Origin of the sequence: Pseudooceanicola antarcticus, assembly GCF_900215355.1 — a bacterium.
Lineage (GTDB): Bacteria > Pseudomonadota > Alphaproteobacteria > Rhodobacterales > Rhodobacteraceae > Pseudooceanicola > Pseudooceanicola antarcticus.
This window is the reverse complement of the sequence record NZ_OBEA01000003.1, coordinates 346,204-361,546: the sequence shown is the minus strand read 5'-3', so window position 1 is coordinate 361,546 and position 15,343 is coordinate 346,204. Positions and strand designations below refer to the sequence as shown.

The 15,343-nt window shown below is 66.2% G+C and carries 19 protein-coding genes; 11 read left to right on the top strand and 8 right to left on the bottom strand.

Annotated features, from left to right (window positions below; all coding sequences use genetic code 11):
• Window positions 1–193 precede the first annotated feature (193 nt).
• Entirely contained in the window at window positions 194–2,140 is a 1,947-nt protein-coding gene (gene thrS, locus CRO50_RS09705) for a threonine--tRNA ligase (protein WP_097145700.1), read from the top strand.
• 289 nt (window positions 2,141–2,429) lie between these two features.
• A complete protein-coding gene (locus tag CRO50_RS09700; RefSeq protein WP_097145699.1) occupies window positions 2,430–2,972 on the top strand; it encodes a glyoxalase superfamily protein in 543 nt (180 codons plus the stop codon).
• A 69-nt stretch (window positions 2,973–3,041) separates the two neighbouring features.
• On the opposite strand, the gene CRO50_RS09695 is transcribed toward CRO50_RS09700, so the two are convergent.
• A complete protein-coding gene (locus CRO50_RS09695) occupies window positions 3,042–3,683 on the bottom strand; it encodes an NrsF family protein (protein WP_097145698.1) in 642 nt (213 codons plus the stop codon).
• Window positions 3,680–4,312, bottom strand: coding sequence for a sigma-70 family RNA polymerase sigma factor (locus tag CRO50_RS09690; RefSeq protein ID WP_097145697.1), 633 nt, complete (start codon window positions 4,310–4,312; stop codon window positions 3,680–3,682). Before CRO50_RS09690 ends, CRO50_RS09695 begins: the two co-directional genes overlap by 4 nt.
• 166 nt (window positions 4,313–4,478) lie before the next feature.
• On the opposite strand from CRO50_RS09690, the gene CRO50_RS09685 reads away from it, so the two are divergent.
• From CRO50_RS09685 to CRO50_RS09670, 4 genes are all read left to right on the top strand, one after another.
• The gene (locus CRO50_RS09685; protein ID WP_097145696.1) at window positions 4,479–4,793 is read left to right on the top strand and encodes a BufA1 family periplasmic bufferin-type metallophore; all 315 of its coding nucleotides are present in this window, start codon (window positions 4,479–4,481) and stop codon (window positions 4,791–4,793) included.
• A 112-nt stretch (window positions 4,794–4,905) separates the two neighbouring features.
• Window positions 4,906–5,757, top strand: coding sequence for an MNIO family bufferin maturase (bufB, locus tag CRO50_RS09680; protein ID WP_097145695.1), 852 nt, complete (start codon window positions 4,906–4,908; stop codon window positions 5,755–5,757).
• Window positions 5,754–6,509: an HvfC/BufC N-terminal domain-containing protein gene (locus CRO50_RS09675; protein WP_097145694.1), complete on the top strand. Its 756-nt coding sequence runs from the start codon at window positions 5,754–5,756 to the stop codon at window positions 6,507–6,509. Before bufB ends, CRO50_RS09675 begins: the two co-directional genes overlap by 4 nt.
• Window positions 6,506–7,087: a DoxX family protein gene (locus tag CRO50_RS09670; protein ID WP_097145693.1), complete on the top strand. Its 582-nt coding sequence runs from the start codon at window positions 6,506–6,508 to the stop codon at window positions 7,085–7,087. Before CRO50_RS09675 ends, CRO50_RS09670 begins: the two co-directional genes overlap by 4 nt.
• On the opposite strand, the gene CRO50_RS09665 is transcribed toward CRO50_RS09670, so the two are convergent.
• Both CRO50_RS09665 and CRO50_RS09660 read right to left on the bottom strand, forming a co-directional pair.
• Window positions 7,020–7,388 carry a hypothetical protein gene (locus CRO50_RS09665; RefSeq protein ID WP_097145692.1) on the bottom strand — a complete coding sequence of 123 codons (369 nt, stop codon included), beginning with the start codon at window positions 7,386–7,388 and terminating at the stop codon, window positions 7,020–7,022. The genes CRO50_RS09670 and CRO50_RS09665 overlap by 68 nt on opposite strands.
• A 42-nt stretch (window positions 7,389–7,430) precedes the next feature.
• On the bottom strand, window positions 7,431–7,745 hold the full coding sequence (locus tag CRO50_RS09660; RefSeq protein ID WP_097145691.1) for an ArsC/Spx/MgsR family protein: 315 nt from the start codon (window positions 7,743–7,745) through the stop codon (window positions 7,431–7,433).
• Window positions 7,746–7,941: 196 nt separating this feature from the next.
• Here CRO50_RS09660 and CRO50_RS09655 point away from each other — a divergent pair, with 196 nt between their 5' ends.
• On the top strand, window positions 7,942–8,148 hold the full coding sequence (locus CRO50_RS09655) for a cold-shock protein (RefSeq protein ID WP_097145690.1): 207 nt from the start codon (window positions 7,942–7,944) through the stop codon (window positions 8,146–8,148).
• Window positions 8,149–8,208: 60 nt separating this feature from the next.
• Here CRO50_RS09655 and CRO50_RS09650 read toward each other — a convergent pair whose 3' ends face one another.
• Both CRO50_RS09650 and CRO50_RS09645 read right to left on the bottom strand, forming a co-directional pair.
• The gene (locus tag CRO50_RS09650) at window positions 8,209–8,526 is read right to left on the bottom strand and encodes a hypothetical protein (protein ID WP_232617659.1); all 318 of its coding nucleotides are present in this window, start codon (window positions 8,524–8,526) and stop codon (window positions 8,209–8,211) included.
• Window positions 8,527–8,702: 176 nt separating this feature from the next.
• Window positions 8,703–9,113: a DUF2177 family protein gene (locus tag CRO50_RS09645; protein ID WP_097145689.1), complete on the bottom strand. Its 411-nt coding sequence runs from the start codon at window positions 9,111–9,113 to the stop codon at window positions 8,703–8,705.
• Between the two features lie 399 nt (window positions 9,114–9,512).
• Here CRO50_RS09645 and CRO50_RS09640 point away from each other — a divergent pair, with 399 nt between their 5' ends.
• Window positions 9,513–9,923, top strand: coding sequence for a DUF2177 family protein (locus CRO50_RS09640; RefSeq protein WP_097145688.1), 411 nt, complete (start codon window positions 9,513–9,515; stop codon window positions 9,921–9,923).
• A gap of 147 nt (window positions 9,924–10,070) precedes the next feature.
• On the opposite strand, the gene CRO50_RS19920 is transcribed toward CRO50_RS09640, so the two are convergent.
• Window positions 10,071–11,228 (bottom strand): hypothetical protein, encoded by a 1,158-nt coding sequence (locus CRO50_RS19920; protein WP_143516887.1) that lies wholly within the window; start codon window positions 11,226–11,228, stop codon window positions 10,071–10,073.
• Complete coding sequence (gene thyX / locus CRO50_RS09630; protein ID WP_097145686.1) at window positions 11,225–12,130, bottom strand: FAD-dependent thymidylate synthase; 906 nt, start codon at window positions 12,128–12,130, stop codon at window positions 11,225–11,227. Before thyX ends, CRO50_RS19920 begins: the two co-directional genes overlap by 4 nt.
• Before the next feature lie 380 nt (window positions 12,131–12,510).
• Here thyX and CRO50_RS09625 point away from each other — a divergent pair, with 380 nt between their 5' ends.
• From CRO50_RS09625 to CRO50_RS09615, 3 genes are all read left to right on the top strand, one after another.
• Complete coding sequence (locus CRO50_RS09625) at window positions 12,511–13,359, top strand: hypothetical protein (protein WP_097145685.1); 849 nt, start codon at window positions 12,511–12,513, stop codon at window positions 13,357–13,359.
• A 4-nt stretch (window positions 13,360–13,363) separates the two neighbouring features.
• Complete coding sequence (locus CRO50_RS09620) at window positions 13,364–14,818, top strand: surface lipoprotein assembly modifier (RefSeq protein WP_157791680.1); 1,455 nt, start codon at window positions 13,364–13,366, stop codon at window positions 14,816–14,818.
• 96 nt (window positions 14,819–14,914) lie between these two features.
• Window positions 14,915–15,343: a VOC family protein gene (locus tag CRO50_RS09615; protein WP_097145683.1), complete on the top strand. Its 429-nt coding sequence runs from the start codon at window positions 14,915–14,917 to the stop codon at window positions 15,341–15,343.

The window sequence follows — 15,343 nt, the reverse complement described above, 5'->3', positions numbered from 1 at the left end:
GCCAACCCAACGCGCGAGGCGACAAAAGGTTCAGCGGTGACCGCCCGGCGTCAGGAGCTGTGGCCGCTCCGCGACAGGGCGGGCGCGGCCCATTCTCTGCCTTGACCCTTGCCCGCGCAGGGGCCAAAAGGCGCAGACACATAACCCGCAACCGGGCGTTCCGTGGGCGCCAAACTGACGAGGAGGACGACATATGTCCCAGATCTCCCTCACCTTCCCCGATGGCAATGCACGCGACTACGACGCAGGGATCACCCCTGCCGACGTGGCTGCCGGCATCTCCACCTCGCTGGCCAAGAAGGCCATTTCCGCCACCGTCAACGGTCAGCACTGGGACCTGCAGTGGCCGATCACCGAGGATGCCTCGATCGCCATTCACACGATGAAGGACGAAGAGCAGGCCAACGAGCTGGTGCGCCATGACCTGGCCCACATCATGGCCCGCGCCGTGCAGGAGATCTGGCCCGACGTGAAGGTCACAATCGGTCCGGTGATCAAGGATGGCTGGTACTACGACTTCGACCGCGCCGAGCCCTTCACCCCGGAAGATCTGGGCGAGATCGAGAAGAAGATGAAGGAAATCATCAATCTTCGCGATCCCGTCCGCACCGAGGTCTGGGACCGCGACGTGGCGATCAAGTACTACGAGGACCGTGGCGAGCCCTACAAGGTCGAGCTGATCGAGAGCATCCCCGGCGACGAGCCGCTGCGCATGTACTGGCACGGCGACTGGCAGGACCTGTGCCGTGGCCCGCACCTGCAGCACACCGGCCAGGTGCCAGGCGATGCGTTCAAGCTGATGTCCGTGGCCGGCGCCTACTGGCGCGGCGACAGCTCGCGCGCGATGCTGCAGCGGATCTACGGCGTTGCCTTCACCGGCAAGGAAAAGCTGAAGAAGCACCTGACCATGCTGGAGGAGGCCGCCAAGCGCGACCACCGTCGCCTGGGCCGCGAGATGGGCCTGTTCCACATGCAGGAAGAGGCCCCCGGCCAGGTCTTCTGGCACCCCAACGGCTGGACCATCTACACCGAGCTGCAGGATTACATGCGCCGCCAGCAACGGCGCGGCGGCTATGTCGAGGTCAACACCCCGCAGGTGGTGAACCGCAAGCTCTGGGAGGCCTCGGGCCACTGGGGCAACTACCAGGAGAACATGTTCATCGTCGAAGTGGACGAGGACCATGCCCGCGAGAAGACCGTCAACGCGCTGAAGCCGATGAACTGCCCCTGCCACGTGCAGGTGTTCAACCACGGCCTGAAGTCCTACCGCGACCTGCCGCTGCGCATGGCCGAGTTCGGCTCTTGCGCGCGCTACGAGCCCTCGGGCGCGCTGCATGGCATCATGCGGGTGCGCGGCTTCACCCAGGACGATGGCCACATCTTCTGCACCGAAGACCAGATCGAAAGCGAAACCGCCCGCTTCATCGCCTTCCTGTCCAAGGTCTATGCGGACCTGGGCTTCCACGACTGGACCATCAAGCTTTCGACCCGCCCCGAGAAGCGCATCGGCAGCGACGAGAGCTGGGACATGGTCGAGAAGGCCCTGGGCGATGCCTGCAAGGCGGCGGGCTACGACTTCGAGATCCTCGAGGGCGAAGGCGCCTTCTATGGTCCGAAGCTCGAGTTCACGCTGACCGACGCCATCGGCCGGAACTGGCAGTGTGGCACCCTGCAGGTCGACCCGAACCTGCCCGAGCGGCTGGAGGCCAGCTACATCGGACAAGACGGTGAGAAGCACCGCCCGGTCATGCTGCACCGCGCCACCCTGGGCAGCTTCGAGCGCTTCATCGGCATCCTGATCGAGGAACACGCCGGCAAGCTGCCGGTCTGGCTGGCCCCGCGTCAGGTGGTCGTCGCGGCCATCGTCTCGGATGCCGACGACTATTGCCTTGAGGTGGTCGAGGCGCTGAAGGCCCGTGGCGTGCGCGCCGAGGCCGACCTGCGCAACGAGAAGATCAACTACAAGGTCCGCGAGCACTCGGTGGGCAAGGTGCCCTACATCCTGGCCTGCGGCATGAAGGAAGTCGAAGAGCGCACCGTCAGCACCCGCCGCCTTGGCGAGAAGCAGACCAAGACCCAGAAGCTGGACGAGATCGTCGAGCAGCTGGCGCGCGAGGCCATGGCCCCGGACCTGCTTTAAGGCCCGACCACAAGACAATCGCAAAGGGCGCCCCACGGGGCGCCCTTTCGTCTTCGTGCCCATGGCCCCCGCAGGCTGCACCCGGTGCGCCATGAGCGGCCCGTCCCCGGCCGGATCTTGACGGGCCACGGCGAATAGGGCCATCTGGCGAGGGCCCATGCTGCCCGCCGCCCGCGCCATCCCGGCAAGGTGAAAGCATCCCGGACGCCTTCTTCAACGACCCGTCCAGTGACATATCGGTAATGCGGGCACCGAAGGCAGAGATGCCCGTCGCTGGCAGGAGTTCGTGATGACCACCACCCCCGAGCAAGCCAAGTCCATGGCCCGGAACCTGCGGGCTGCCCTGTCCCTTGAGGGGACGGAGATCTCTCATTCCAGCGCGCTGGAGCTCGTCGCCCGCAGCCTGGGCCACCCCGACTGGAACACCGCCTGCGCCGCTCTAGCCAGGCAAGCCGCGCCCGATGACGCGCCGCGCTTCCTGCGGTGCAGCCCGATCCTGCGCATCTTCGACGAGGCGAAGGCGCGGGCGTTCTACTGCGACTTCCTGGGCTTCCGCGTTACCTTCGAGCACCGTTTCGCAGCCGATATGCCGCTCTACATGGGGATCGAGCGAGGCGATCTGAGCCTGCATCTGTCCGAACACCACGGCGATGCCAGCCCCGGCGCCACGGTCTTCGTCGCCACCGCGAACCTGCGCGCGCTGCATCGCGCGCTCAGCGAGACCCGATATCCCTACAATCGCCCTGGACTGGAGGAACTGCCCTGGGGGTTGCAGGTCGAGGTCACCGACCCCTTCGGCAACCGCATCCGCTTCTGCCAGCAGGACCAATAGCCCAGCCTAAAACAGGGAGGGCGCCGCAAGGGGCGCCCTTCTGTCCGGTCGTGACGATCAGCGGCTGGCCTACCACTTCAGCAGGTGTCGCCCTGCCAGGGCGCCCAGCCCCGTGGCGATGCCGATGCCGGCCGAGTACCAGATGCCGTAGAAGAGCGGGCTGTCCTCGATGCAGAAGGTCGAATAGATCGCCGTGGCGAAGCCTGCGGCCACCAGCCCCGCCAGCGCGCCGCAGCGGGAGGGGTTCACCGGGGCGCCACGGCGCAGCGAGACCAGCAGGCCCGCCAGCATGGGCAGCGACAGCAGGGTGATCGCGGGCAGGCAGACCGGGATCGAATGGCCGATGAAGAGGCGCAAACGCTCGGCGGGATCGACGGTCAGGAAGGCCAGCACCACGAGGCCCAGCACCGCCAGCGGCACGGCCCAGATCAACGTGCCGGGCAGGCCGTAGCGGGCACCGGGGCGGGCGTCGCGCAGCACCAGCGGCAGGGCCAGGGCGGCCAGCAGCAGCGGCAGCAGGGTCTTGGCCAGCACCATGGGGTTGGCCAGCGCGGTCGCCAGGTCCGGGCGCGGCCCCAGCACCAGCGCGAAGCTCAGCGCGGTGACCATCAGGCCCAGGACCAGCAGGCCGGGCAGCCGGGTTTCCACCGCGATCGCGGGGGAGGGAGCGGTATCTGCCGCCAGCGAGGATATCAGGTCTTCGGTCTTCATCTTCGTCGTCCTACTGCTGTTTCCGCCTCTTGTCCTGTCAGTTGCTGTCGGTCCGGGTCTCGGCCCGGTTGCATGTTCGTCTCGTCGGCCAGCGCCTTCAGGCGCTGCATGGCCCGGTGATAGGCGACCCGCACCGCGCCCTCGGTCATCCCGAGGCGGGCGCCGACCTCTCCGGCGCTTTCGCCCGCGACCCCGACCGAGCGCACGATGTCCGCCGCCCTGGTGTCTATCCGGTCCAGCAATTGGCCCAGGTCGCGCGCCGCGGTGATCTCTCCCAGGGCTTCGTCGGGCAGGACCTCGGCCAGGTCCTCGATCGGCACATCCGCCCCGCCATGCCCGCCACGCGCCCGCCGCCTGCGCGCCGCATCGGCGCATTTGTAGCGGGCGATGGCATAGAGCCAGGGCGTCACCGGCTCGGTCTCGCGCCAGGTGTGGCGCTTGGCATGTATCGCCAGCAGCGCCTCCTGCACCACGTCCTCGACCTCTTCCGCCGTCCCGCCCGAGAGCCGCGCCCGCGCAATGTTGCGCAGCACCGGCAGCGCCGCCGTGAGGAAGCGGGCATAGGCCGCCCCGTCCCCGGCATTGCCACGGCGAAGGAGGTCCCCCCAAAGCGCGTTACGGTCGTTCATTCCACTCTCCATTCGCGGATGAGTAGCGAAACGTTACAGCCAGCGGGGATTTTTCTGCAATCTCTTCACTCGTTCGTGAGGCCTGTAACGAAGGCCCTCTGCCCCGCGAAGGGTAAGGCACGGACGCCATGACGGCGTGCCGATCGGATCACCTAGGGAGATATCCATGTCCACCATTCTCAAGACCGCCGCCGTTGCAGGCGCTTTCGCCGCCGCCCTGACCGCCCATGCCTCTACCGCCGTGGCGGATGACATGGCCAAGGAGAAGTGCTTCGGCGTGTCCCTGGCCGGCGAGAACGATTGCGCCGCCGGCCCCGGCACCACCTGTGCCGGCACCTCGAAGGTCGACTACCAGGGCAACGCCTGGACCCTCGTCGACGCGGGCAAGTGCACCATGATCGAGCTGCCCGCCATGGCAGATGGCACCGCCCGCATGGGCTCGCTCGAAGCGCTGGAGCGTGACCTGCCGATGGAGGGCTGAGCCCCGACGATGCGCCCCGCCCCGACCGCGGGGCGCATCGCTCTTGCCCGCCGACCCTTTCGCAAGCGGCCCCGAGGGCGGTTTGCGAAAGGCTCAACAGGAGAGTGTTCCCATGTTCGACCAGTCCTCGTCCAACCTGCCGCCGCGACCCGGTGTCGGCTTCAAGGCGCAGCACTACACGTCCATCCTCGAGAACCCCGCCCCCGTAGGCTGGCTGGAGATCCACGCCGAGAACTACATGGGCGAGGGCGGGCGGCCGATTGCCATGCTGCGCCATCTGGCCGAGCGCTTCCCCATCTCGGTGCATGGCGTCGGCCTGTCGATCGGCGGCGAGGGGGCGCTGGACAGCGAGCACCTTTCCCGCCTGCGTCACCTCTGCCAGTGGCTGAACCCGGCCAGCTTCTCGGAGCACCTGGCCTGGTCGACCCATGAGAGCGCCTATTTCAACGACCTGCTGCCCCTGCCCTACACCTCCACGACCCTGGCCCGCGTGGTGGCCCACGTGGACCAGGTGCAGGAGGCGCTTGGCCGCCCGATGCTGCTGGAAAACCCCTCGTCCTACCTGGCCTTTGCCGAAAGCGAGATGTCCGAGACCGACTTCCTGCGCGAAGTCAGCCGGCGCACCGGCTGCGGGCTGTTGCTGGACGTGAACAACGTCTTTGTCTCGGCGGTGAATCTTGGTCTGGACCCGCGCGCCTACGTGCAGGACTTCCCGCTGGAGAAGGTGGGCGAGATCCATCTGGGCGGCCATGACGAGGATGAAGACGACGCGGGCCGGCCGCTGCTGATCGACAGCCATGGCCGCGAGGTGGCCGATCCGGTCTGGGCGCTGCTGGATCACGTGCTGGCGCTCTCGGGGCCGAAACCCCTGCTGATCGAATGGGACAACGACGTGCCCGACTGGCCTGTGTTGGCCGAAGAGGCACGCCGCGCCGAGGCCGCGCAGCAAAGGGTGACGACATGACCCCGCTCTCTCAGCAGGCGTTCCGCGAGGCCATGCTGCACCCCGAGGCCCTGGTGCCCGAGACCCTGCGGGATGGCCATGGCGGCCCGGCCGGGCGGCGCTTCTCGGTCTATCGCAACAACGTGGCGGTTGGCCTGACCGAGGCCGTGCTGGAGGGTTTCCCGACCCTGCGCGCGCTTCTGGGGGACGAGAACCTGCGCGCGCTGGCCGCGCCCTTCCTCAGGGCGCATCCGCCCAGCTCTCCGCTGATGTTCCGCTATGGCGAGGCCCTGCCCGCCTTCCTGCAGCGCTTCCAGCCGCTGGCGCATCTGGGCTACCTGCCCGATGTGGCGCGGCTGGATCTGGCGATGCGCGAAAGCTACCACGCCGCCGATGCCACGCCGCTGGAGCCCGCCAGGCTGGCGGCGCTGCCGCCCGAGGTGCTGGCCCAGGCGCATCTGCGCCTCGCGCCCTCGCTCAGGGTGCTGCGCTCGTCCTGGCCGCTCTGGCAGATCTGGCAGCTGGCCCACCACGATGGCCCCCCGCCCCGCCCCGAGGCCGAGGACATCCTGATCACCCGCCCCGGCTACGACCCGGAGCCGCACCATCTGCCCGCCGGAGGCGCGGGCTTCATAGAGGCACTTGGCCAGGGACAGAGCGCCGAGCAGGCGTCGGGGGCCGCAATAGCGGAGGCGCCCGACGCCGACCTGCCCGCCATCCTTGGCCTGCTGCTGCAAGGCAGCGCCCTGACCGCAGTGGAGATCGCCCGATGACCGACCCGACCCAAGCCCTCTCGCGGCTCTCGCCGCTGCTGCCGCTGCTGGCGCGTTTCATCTTCGCCGCCGTGCTGCTGCCCTACTTCTGGGCCTCTGCCATGACCAAGCTGGGCGATGGCATCTTCGGCGTCCTGACCCCTTCGGTCGGCGCCTATGCGCAGATCTTTCCGAAGGCCTTCGAGGCCGTTGGCTACGATGTCTCGAAGCTGGGGATCTTCCACTGGGCCGTGGTCACTGCGGGCACCTGGGCCGAGTTCGTCCTGCCGGCGCTCATCGTGCTGGGTCTGCTGACGCGGCTGGCCGCCCTTGGCATGGTGGGGTTCATCGCCGTGCAGAGCCTGACGGATCTCTACGGTCACGGCGGCATCGAACATGCGGCCACCCTCGGGGCCTGGTTCGACCGTCTGCCGGATGGGGTGATCCTGGATCAGCGCGCCTTCTGGGTCTTCACCCTGGCCGTGCTGGCGGTGCAGGGCGCGGGCGCCCTGTCCCTGGATCGTCTTCTTTTCAGAAGTGGCGCACCGGCTCATCCGGGCGACCTGCGGCCAGCGCCAGAAGGCCCGCAATCGCGATGAAGGCCATGGGGAAGAGGGTGAAGAAGGTCACGCCGAAGCCCATGTAGAAGCCCGCGACCGAGGCCAGCATCAGGACGCCCGCCCAGAGCGCCCGGCTGCGCGCCATGCCGGCCCCCGCGATGGCCAGGATCGGAGACAGCAGGCCCGCCGTGCGCATCGCCTCGACATTGGCGACCTGGTGGAAGAGGCCGTCGACCTCGCCCCAGGCGCGGATCGCCTCGGTATAGCCATAGGCCGCAAAACCCACGACCAGCGCCATCAGCCCGCCGACCAAACCCAGGATCAATGCCGCATTACGCAAGGGGCCATCCTTCCATTACCGTTCCAACCATCCCTGCGGACATCACAGGCCAAGCGCCTTCTGCACATCCGCGGTCCATCCCAGATAGAGATCCTCTCCGTCGGATATAAGGGGCCGCTTCATCAGCGAGGCGTGATCGCGCAGCAGATCCTTGGGCGGCCGGGCGCGCTCGGCCTCGTCGAGGCCGCGCCAGGTGGTCGAGCGGCGGTTGACCAGGGCCTCTCCGAAGCTCGCCAGCGCCTTGTCCAGAAGGGGTTCGGGCAGCGGCTCCTGGCGCAGGTCGACCAGCTCGGCCCCCGGCAGGGCCTTGGCGGCCTTGCGGCAGGTATCGCAGTTTTTCAAACCGTAGAGCTTCATCGCTGTCCCTTTCGTCTTCTTGCGCGAAATACGGGGCTGAAAGTCACAACGGCCCTCGTTTTGCTTGCTTTTTACAAAACGAATGCAATCCTGACCATGTGGCAAGGTGCGAAAGTCCCGGAGTATTAGGGGATACGTGCCGTCATCGAAGACCCCCGGACGACGCCGGGGTGGAACGGCAAGAGGGAGAAACGGCATGCCTGTAGGCACCGTAAAGTGGTTCAACACGACCAAAGGCTACGGCTTCATCGAACCCGAAGAAGGTGGGAAGGATGTCTTCGTACATATTTCAGCAGTGGAACGCTCCGGGTTGACCGGATTGGCGGACAACCAGAAGGTCGGCTACGAGCTGACCGAGGGACGGGACGGCCGAAAGATGGCCGGCGACCTGAAGCTGCTCTGAGCAGCCGGGACCCTGACATTCAACATCTCAGTGAATCCCCATCCCCGGTGAACCGGGGGTTCACGTTGGGTCCTGTGCGCGCAGGCCCCCCTGCCAGGCTTCTCCCATCGCGACGATGCAGGATTTGCCCGTGGCATAGGTGACGACCATGGTCCAATCGCCGCCCGGCGTGGTCCATAGCTCCATCACCTGTTCCGGACCGCGCAGGCCCAGGCCTTCGCGCTCGGAGTTCATTGTTGTCTTCAAACGGTTTTCCAGCCGGGGCGTCTGGTCGCAGATGACCTCTGCAATGGGCGAGACCGCCTGCACCTGAGAGGGCGCGAGGGCCGGCACCAGGGCGCCGAGAAGGGCCGAAAGTGTCGTGAGGATCGGGCGCATGATCTGCTGTCTCCTTTGCAGGAACGTAACAGATTCATGACATTTCTTCGATAACAAACCACGAAGGGGTGCCCGGCGGCGGCGAAGGGGCAGGATGGCCCGCCTCGCCATGGCGCGGGGGCGGGGATTGGGTGGACGCGTCCAGGGGCTAACCTGCACCGGGAACGGCCCGGGGCCTAGCCCATGACGGGGAGGAAGATCCAACAGGCCAGCACGCCAACCACGGCCGCAACCGCGGTCAGAAGTGCGCCCCAGATGACATCCACCACCACCAGCAGGGGCGACCAGTCGCGCATGATGGAGTAGTTGTTCACCTGGTGAGAGCCGAAGCTGACGGCGCCGAGGAAAGCTCCGTTCGCCAGGGCCTTGGAGGGCAGATCGGCCTCGAGCGCCGGCCAGGACACGAACCAGAGAATCGCCGCCACGTAGACGAGGTAATAGAGCACCGCCGGCAGCAGCAGCGGCTTCTCGCGCCTCATGAACGCATGCTGCCTGGCGAAGAGCGGGCGCAGGGCGATCCGCAGCATCGCGGCATCCAGGGAAAAGAAGACCGCAGCGGTCACGAGGTATAGAACGATAAGCTGCACGTCACGACTTTCTCTAAATTCAAAATGAATACGACAATCCATATCCACCGGATCATTCGCCCGACCATATCAGCATCGACCGAGCCGCAAGCTATTGGCAATATGTCGCTATCAAAGAGGTGTATGGCTGGTGCCTTTTGGTCGCGCCCCGCGGCGCGCGGCCCGGCCCGAGGCCCCTGCCCCGCGATCCGCCGCCTGCCACGGCCCCTGCTTGCCCCGCCATTGCCTGCCCTCCGGCCATCTGGTCTAGTCGCGCGCGGGCCCTGCAAGGCCCGGCGCAAGGGCTTCGCGGCAGGGGCAAGGGCGCGCACGGGCTGCGCGGGGGTGTCACGCTCTTCACTGCCGAGTGATCCGGTTGGTATCCGCCGCCGTATCCCCTTCAACTCGGGAGACTTCAAAATGCAGACACTCACCCTCTACCTCGTGACCGCCGTGGTCTTCCTCGGCCTCGATGCCGTGATGCTGAAGCTCGTCATGCGGCCGCTCTTCGAGATCCGCCTCGGAGACCAGCTGTTGGACGACCCCCGCCTGCTGCCGGCGGCGGTCTTCTACATGTTCTACGTCGCCGGGGTGATCTGGTTCGTCTCGCTTCCCGCGCTTGAGGACGGACGGCCCCTGCAGGCCCTGCTGAACGGAGCCCTGATCGGCGCCATGGCCTATGGCACCTACGAGATCACCAACTATGCCGTACTGAAGGCATGGTCGCCCACAATGGTGGCGGTGGACCTGACCTGGGGCATCGTGCTGACCGGCACCTCGGCGCTGGTCGGCGTGCTGGTGACGCGGGGGCTGTTCGGTGGGGCGGGCTGAGAGGGACGGGCCGCAGCCCTAAGCCCTGGCCCCGGTCGGATGCCCCGCCGGTGGTTGCGGGCGTAGGGTGGATGGCGGTCCACCTTTGGTGGGGTGGTGGCTCCCACCCTATGCGGATTGAGAGGGCTGGTCCTAGACTCCCGGCGATCAGATCTTGAAACGGCGACGGATCGAAAAGCCGAACAGGAAGATCAGGCCAAGGCAGAGATAGCTGTAGAAGAACTGGAAGACAGCTACCCAGGGTGCAGATGGCACAACCAGCTTCCGGGTAGAGAAGACGTTGACCGGAGAGAAGATGCTTTCAGTCGCCCCGACAACTGCCCGCGCCAGCTGCGCGCTCATATCGTCGCCGAATAGCACTCTCCGCCAGCCATCTGCGGCGCCTCCGCCTGGCGGCCCGACCGCTGAAGCAATCTGGTCGACCCCAGGGACTGATCCACACCAGAGAAGCAGATCGACAAGAATAGCGAAGGAAAGGAGCAACCAAAGAAGCGGGCGCCACAGGCTCAGACCGTAGTTTCCGAACAGCCACCAAAGCGACAGGAAGAAACGCTCTGGCCGATCCGCCTTGTAGTAGTCTACCGAAAGCTGATGGCCGCGCATTTGATGAGCGAGCTTGGCGTCCTCTTTCTCTTGTGCCCAACGGTGCAAGCGTCGGAACGCAACCGCGTCCAGCCGAAGCCAAACTGGCCAGTCTTCCTTGGACGGCTGGGAAGCCATAGGTCTCTTGGAGATATGCACGCCGGATACTTCGAGACTTCGGATGTGCGGGTCTTCTTCGACATCAATCATGAGGATCCGACCTCCTCGAATGACAATGTCCGGGTTTCCGTCACCTGAGATTATCAAACGGCCGATCACACAGTTTTCAAGCCGCACCGTGCCGAAACCGAATAGCGTCAGAGTGCCGATTTTTAGGTCTCTAAGCACACCATTTCGAACTCGCAAACTGGCTTCTACCGCAGCAAGACCAGCAACATTCAAACCTTGGATTGCGGCTTGCCTGTCACTACCTCGCCGCGTCACCGCAAAGCTCTCTAGCAACCTATGTTGAAGACTTGGGAAGAGAATATCTTCTAGGTCCTCTTTGTTGGGGCCAAATTCGTCGCCGAGCACGGAAAGCTGAAGTCGTACTTCTGGCTCCAGACGGTTAATAGCGGCCACCATCGCTTTCGCTGATCCATAGCGTTCCGGGCCAGAGACCTGCTTACCGTCCAGCCTGAGGTGCATTGCAGCCGGATCTGTTGCTCGCAAAAGCTCCGAAAAGCGCGGATCGTCCGCCCCTTCCGGCACCAGTTGCGTCACCCCACAACCCCCATAAACTCGCGCCATTCCCGCTTGCTCATGCCGCAGTTCTCTTCGGTCACCTCTTCCCCGGCGATCATCCGACGCAGGCAATCGACCATCTGGGCCGACATGGTGACCGCGCCCAGGCGGTAGTCCTCGAAGGCCTTGTAGGCGAAGGGCACCCAGTCGGCGACCAGCTTGCAGATCTCCTCGGCATAGACGCGGATCTCGTACTGGGCGTGGGTGTCGGCGCGCAGGCGCAGGAAGTGCAGCAGGTTGTGCAGGTCCACCTTCCAGTACCACTGGGTGTAGACATTGGCGGGCAGGTTCATCCGCGCCAGCTCGCGCGCCAGGCCCTGCTGGCCCTCGTCCGAGATCATCTCGGCATAGTGGTCATAGGCGCGGGTGCTGTCGGCCTTGAGGTATTCCAGCACGCGCGCGGCCTCTTCGCCGGTCAGCGCCTGGCCGCGGCCCTGGTTGTTGACCACGGATTGCGCGGCCAGGTTCTCGGGGGCGGGGATGTAGAATTCGCGGTCGAGGATCGAGTAGCGGGCCGAGTATTCGTTCACGTTGGCGGTGCGGTGGCGGATCCACTGGCGGGCGACGAAGACCGGCAGCTTCACGTGCAGCTTGAGCTCGCACATCTCGAAGGGGGTCGAGTGCCAGTGGCGCATTAGGTAGCGGATCAGCCCCTCGTCGTTCTGCACCGACTTGGTGCCCTTGCCGTAAGAGACCCGCGCGGCCTGGCAGATGGCGGCATCATCGCCCATGTAGTCCACCACCCGCACGAAGCCGTGGTCGAGCACGGGATAGGCCTTGTAGAGATGCGCCTCCATGCCGGGGACGGTCGCGCGCAGGGTCTGGCGGGTCTCGGAACGCAGGGCGTCGATTTCAGCCTGCTGGTCGGAGGAGAGCGGCATGGGGCGAATCCTTTACACTAGATCGGTCAACCCTAAGGGTATCTTGTGGGAACGAAGAGCGGAACCTCTAGATAGAGTAGTGCAGTCCTGCAGCAAAGGCGCGAAGTTCGCCTTGTAAGCCCCATGGGCAATTGACTTTTCCGGGCACCATGGGAAAGCTGCCCGGCAAAGGGGCCCGTCAGAGGCCCGTCGAGCATATACGAGGCAGCGATATGGCACGGACCTGGATCCTTCTGCTGCTGGCGGCATTGGCTGTCAGCTCTTGCGGAAATTCGTCGAATCCCTTCGACACGTAAGAAGACAGCGGCGGAAGCACCGACGAGGACGAAGGCTCGGGCATCGATTCCGATCGCACCCTGCCGCCGGGGACCACCTCGCCCGTGTCGAGCGCCTCGATCTTCCGGCGCGAGGGACAGAACGCAGAGGGCGGCGGCTATGTCTCGTCCGTCTCCTACAATTCCACCGATGATACCTTCACTGTCGACGGCCTCGCCTTCGATGGAGACAATGAGTACGACCGCGTCACCACCCCCTTCGGCACGCTCGGGGGCTACGCGCTCTACGAAGGCTCGATGAGCTACGAGGATGCAGAGACGGGCACCGAGGTCAGCCAGCTGATGCACCGGGCGCTCTACGGCGTCTCGTCCAGCGGCCGGACCGAATTCGCCATCGCGCGCTCGGGCGGCTACGTCCCCTACGGTTTCGGCGGCTTCATCTACCAGCGCAACGGCGAGGTCACCCTGCCGACCAGCGGCCAGGCAAGCTACAGTGGCGGCTATGGCGGCGTGCGGGTCTTCGACGGCTCGGCCGGCCTGGAATACACCCAGGGCGACATGACCGTCGACATCGACTTCGAGGACTTCAACACGGGCTCCGGCGTGAAGGGCGAGATCACCAACCGAGAGGTCTTCGACAGCGACGGCAACGACATCACCTCGGATATCGCCACCGCGCTCGAGGCTACCACCCTGCCCACGCTGACCTTTGTCATCCAGCCCGGCGTGGCCGATGACAACGGCGAGATCGCCGGCAGCGTGATCAGCTATTCCTCGGATGGGGCCGTTCTCAAAGAGTACGAAAGCGGCACCTACTACGCGATCCTGGCGGACGACGACGACCCCACCGTGGACGCGGATGAGATCGTCGGCATCATCGTCATGACCTCGGATGATCCGCGCGTCGACGGGCGGACGGTCCAGGAGACCGGCGGCTTCATCCTCTATCGCTGATCCGATGCGGGGCAAGGGGGCCGAGGCACAGCAGGGTGGCGCAGCACGGGCGATCCGCAGGGCGACAGCCCGCGGAGCCCTGCTGGCCGTGCTGGCGCTGCCCCTTTCGCTCTCCCTGCCCCCCGCGGCCGGGGCCGAGACCCCCGCCCCCGATGCCGCCCGCTTCGAGCTGACCCCGCTGCAGATGCGCGCCCTGGCGGCGAAGCGGCTGCAGCGCGGCGATGCCGCCACTGCGATGGAGCTGGCCCGCGCGCTGCTCGCCCGCGACGCCAGGGATTTTTCCGCCCAACTTCTTCTCGCCCAGGCCGCCCGTGCCATTGGAAACGACGGCGAGGCCGGCACGGCTGCCCGCGCCGCCTGGGACCTGGCCTCCGACGATACCGAGCGATATGCCGCCGCGCTGATCCGCGCCCAGGTGCTGGCCAGCGCCGGACACCGCACCCGCGCCCAGCTCTGGCTGCGCCGCGCCGCCGAGGCCGCCCCCAACCGGGCCACCCGCGCCCGCGCCATCCGCGACTTCAAGTATGTCCGCCTGCGCAATCCCTGGTCGACCCGGCTCAGCTTCGCGGTGACACCGACGGACAACCTCAACAACGGCTCGATGCATGACAGTTTCACCATCGACGGGCTGCCCTGGGAATTCGCCCTCTCGGGCGATGCCCAGGCGCTGAGCGGGGTGGAGCTGAGCTTCGGGGCCGATACCCGCTACCGGCTCAGCCAGACCGAGGACCGGGCCACCGACCTCATGCTGCGCGCCCGGCACAGCGGCTACCTTCTGTCGGACGAGGCCCGGGCCGCCGCCCCCGATGCCGAGGGCAGCGACTTCAGCTCTGCCAGCCTGGCCGCCGGGCTGAGCCGCCGGATGTTGCTGGGCGAGACCCGCGACGAGCTGGTGATGAGCGCCTGGGCCGGGCAGAACTTCCATGGCGGCGATCCCTATGGTGCCTTCCTGCGCGGCGAGGCGAAGCTCAGCCATTCGCTTTCGCCCCGTAACCGTGTGAGCGGCACGCTGTCCCTCGAGACCCGCCGCGGCGCGGCCGCGCCCGAGGCCGACGTGGGCCTTCTGTCGCTTGGCTGGGATCACGCCTTCGGCGGCGGCCAGCTCAGCCTCTACGGCAGCTTCTCCCGCTCCACCTCCGATCTCAGCTCGGCCGATTACCGCGACCTGCGCCTTGGCGCGCGCCTCTCGCCCAGGGCCCGGTGGCTGGGAGAGAGCCTTGGCGCCGACCCCAGCCTGACGCTAGAGGCCCGCAGCCGCGATTTCGACAGCTCGCCCTACAGTCTCGATGGCCGCCTCGACGAAGAGATCCGCGCCGAGCTGCAGCTGGTCTTCAGCGAGCTCGACTACATGGGCTTCAACCCCGTGCTGACCCTGGAGGCCGCGCGCACCCGGTCCAACGTGGCGATCTACGAGACCCGCAGCAGCGGGCTTGGCCTGTCGATCCGCTCGGCCTTCTGAGCCTTTCGGTTCGACAATCGCGCTGCGGCTGCTACCTTCGATGCGAAAGGGTACGGGCCCCCGCCCGGCTCTAGGCACGACGAAAGGGAAGACGCGATGAAAGTTCGCTATCTGCATACGATGGTCCGGGTGAAGGACCTGGAGAAATCCATGGCCTTCTACGAGCTCCTGGGCCTGAAGGAGATCCGCCGCCACGACGTGGAAGCCGGTCGCTTCAGCCTGATCTTCATGGCCCCCGAAGGCCAGGAGGAATGCCCGGTCGAGCTGACCTGGAACTGGGACGGCGACGAGGGCCTGCCCTCGGACAGCCGCCACTTCGGCCACCTGGCCTATTCCGTCGGCAATATCTACGAGATGTGCCAGAAGCTGATGGATGCGGGCGTGACCATCAACCGCCCGCCGCGTGATGGCCACATGGCCTTCGTGCGCAGCCCCGACAATATCTCCATCGAACTGCTGCAGGAAGGCGAGGCGCTGGAGCCTGCCGAGCCCTGGGCCTCGATGGAAAACACGGGCCACTGGTAA

What these genes read in the sequence shown, in the direction of transcription:
- CRO50_RS09685 (WP_097145696.1), top strand. Translation starts at nt 4,479, where the DNA reads ATGTCCACCATTCTCAAGACCGCCGCCGTTGCAGGCGCTTTCGCCGCC.
- CRO50_RS09640 (WP_097145688.1), top strand. Translation starts at nt 9,513, where the DNA reads ATGCAGACACTCACCCTCTACCTCGTGACCGCCGTGGTCTTCCTCGGC.
- CRO50_RS09660 (WP_097145691.1), bottom strand. Translation starts at nt 7,745, where the DNA reads ATGAAGCTCTACGGTTTGAAAAACTGCGATACCTGCCGCAAGGCCGCC.
- CRO50_RS09670 (WP_097145693.1), top strand. Translation starts at nt 6,506, where the DNA reads ATGACCGACCCGACCCAAGCCCTCTCGCGGCTCTCGCCGCTGCTGCCG.
- CRO50_RS09655 (WP_097145690.1), top strand. Translation starts at nt 7,942, where the DNA reads ATGCCTGTAGGCACCGTAAAGTGGTTCAACACGACCAAAGGCTACGGC.
- CRO50_RS09650 (WP_232617659.1), bottom strand. Translation starts at nt 8,526, where the DNA reads ATGCGCCCGATCCTCACGACACTTTCGGCCCTTCTCGGCGCCCTGGTG.
- CRO50_RS09675 (WP_097145694.1), top strand. Translation starts at nt 5,754, where the DNA reads ATGACCCCGCTCTCTCAGCAGGCGTTCCGCGAGGCCATGCTGCACCCC.
- CRO50_RS09690 (WP_097145697.1), bottom strand. Translation starts at nt 4,312, where the DNA reads ATGAACGACCGTAACGCGCTTTGGGGGGACCTCCTTCGCCGTGGCAAT.
- thyX (WP_097145686.1), bottom strand. Translation starts at nt 12,130, where the DNA reads ATGCCGCTCTCCTCCGACCAGCAGGCTGAAATCGACGCCCTGCGTTCC.
- CRO50_RS09620 (WP_157791680.1), top strand. Translation starts at nt 13,364, where the DNA reads ATGCGGGGCAAGGGGGCCGAGGCACAGCAGGGTGGCGCAGCACGGGCG.
- CRO50_RS09700 (WP_097145699.1), top strand. Translation starts at nt 2,430, where the DNA reads ATGACCACCACCCCCGAGCAAGCCAAGTCCATGGCCCGGAACCTGCGG.
- bufB (WP_097145695.1), top strand. Translation starts at nt 4,906, where the DNA reads ATGTTCGACCAGTCCTCGTCCAACCTGCCGCCGCGACCCGGTGTCGGC.
- CRO50_RS09695 (WP_097145698.1), bottom strand. Translation starts at nt 3,683, where the DNA reads ATGAAGACCGAAGACCTGATATCCTCGCTGGCGGCAGATACCGCTCCC.
- CRO50_RS09615 (WP_097145683.1), top strand. Translation starts at nt 14,915, where the DNA reads ATGAAAGTTCGCTATCTGCATACGATGGTCCGGGTGAAGGACCTGGAG.
- thrS (WP_097145700.1), top strand. Translation starts at nt 194, where the DNA reads ATGTCCCAGATCTCCCTCACCTTCCCCGATGGCAATGCACGCGACTAC.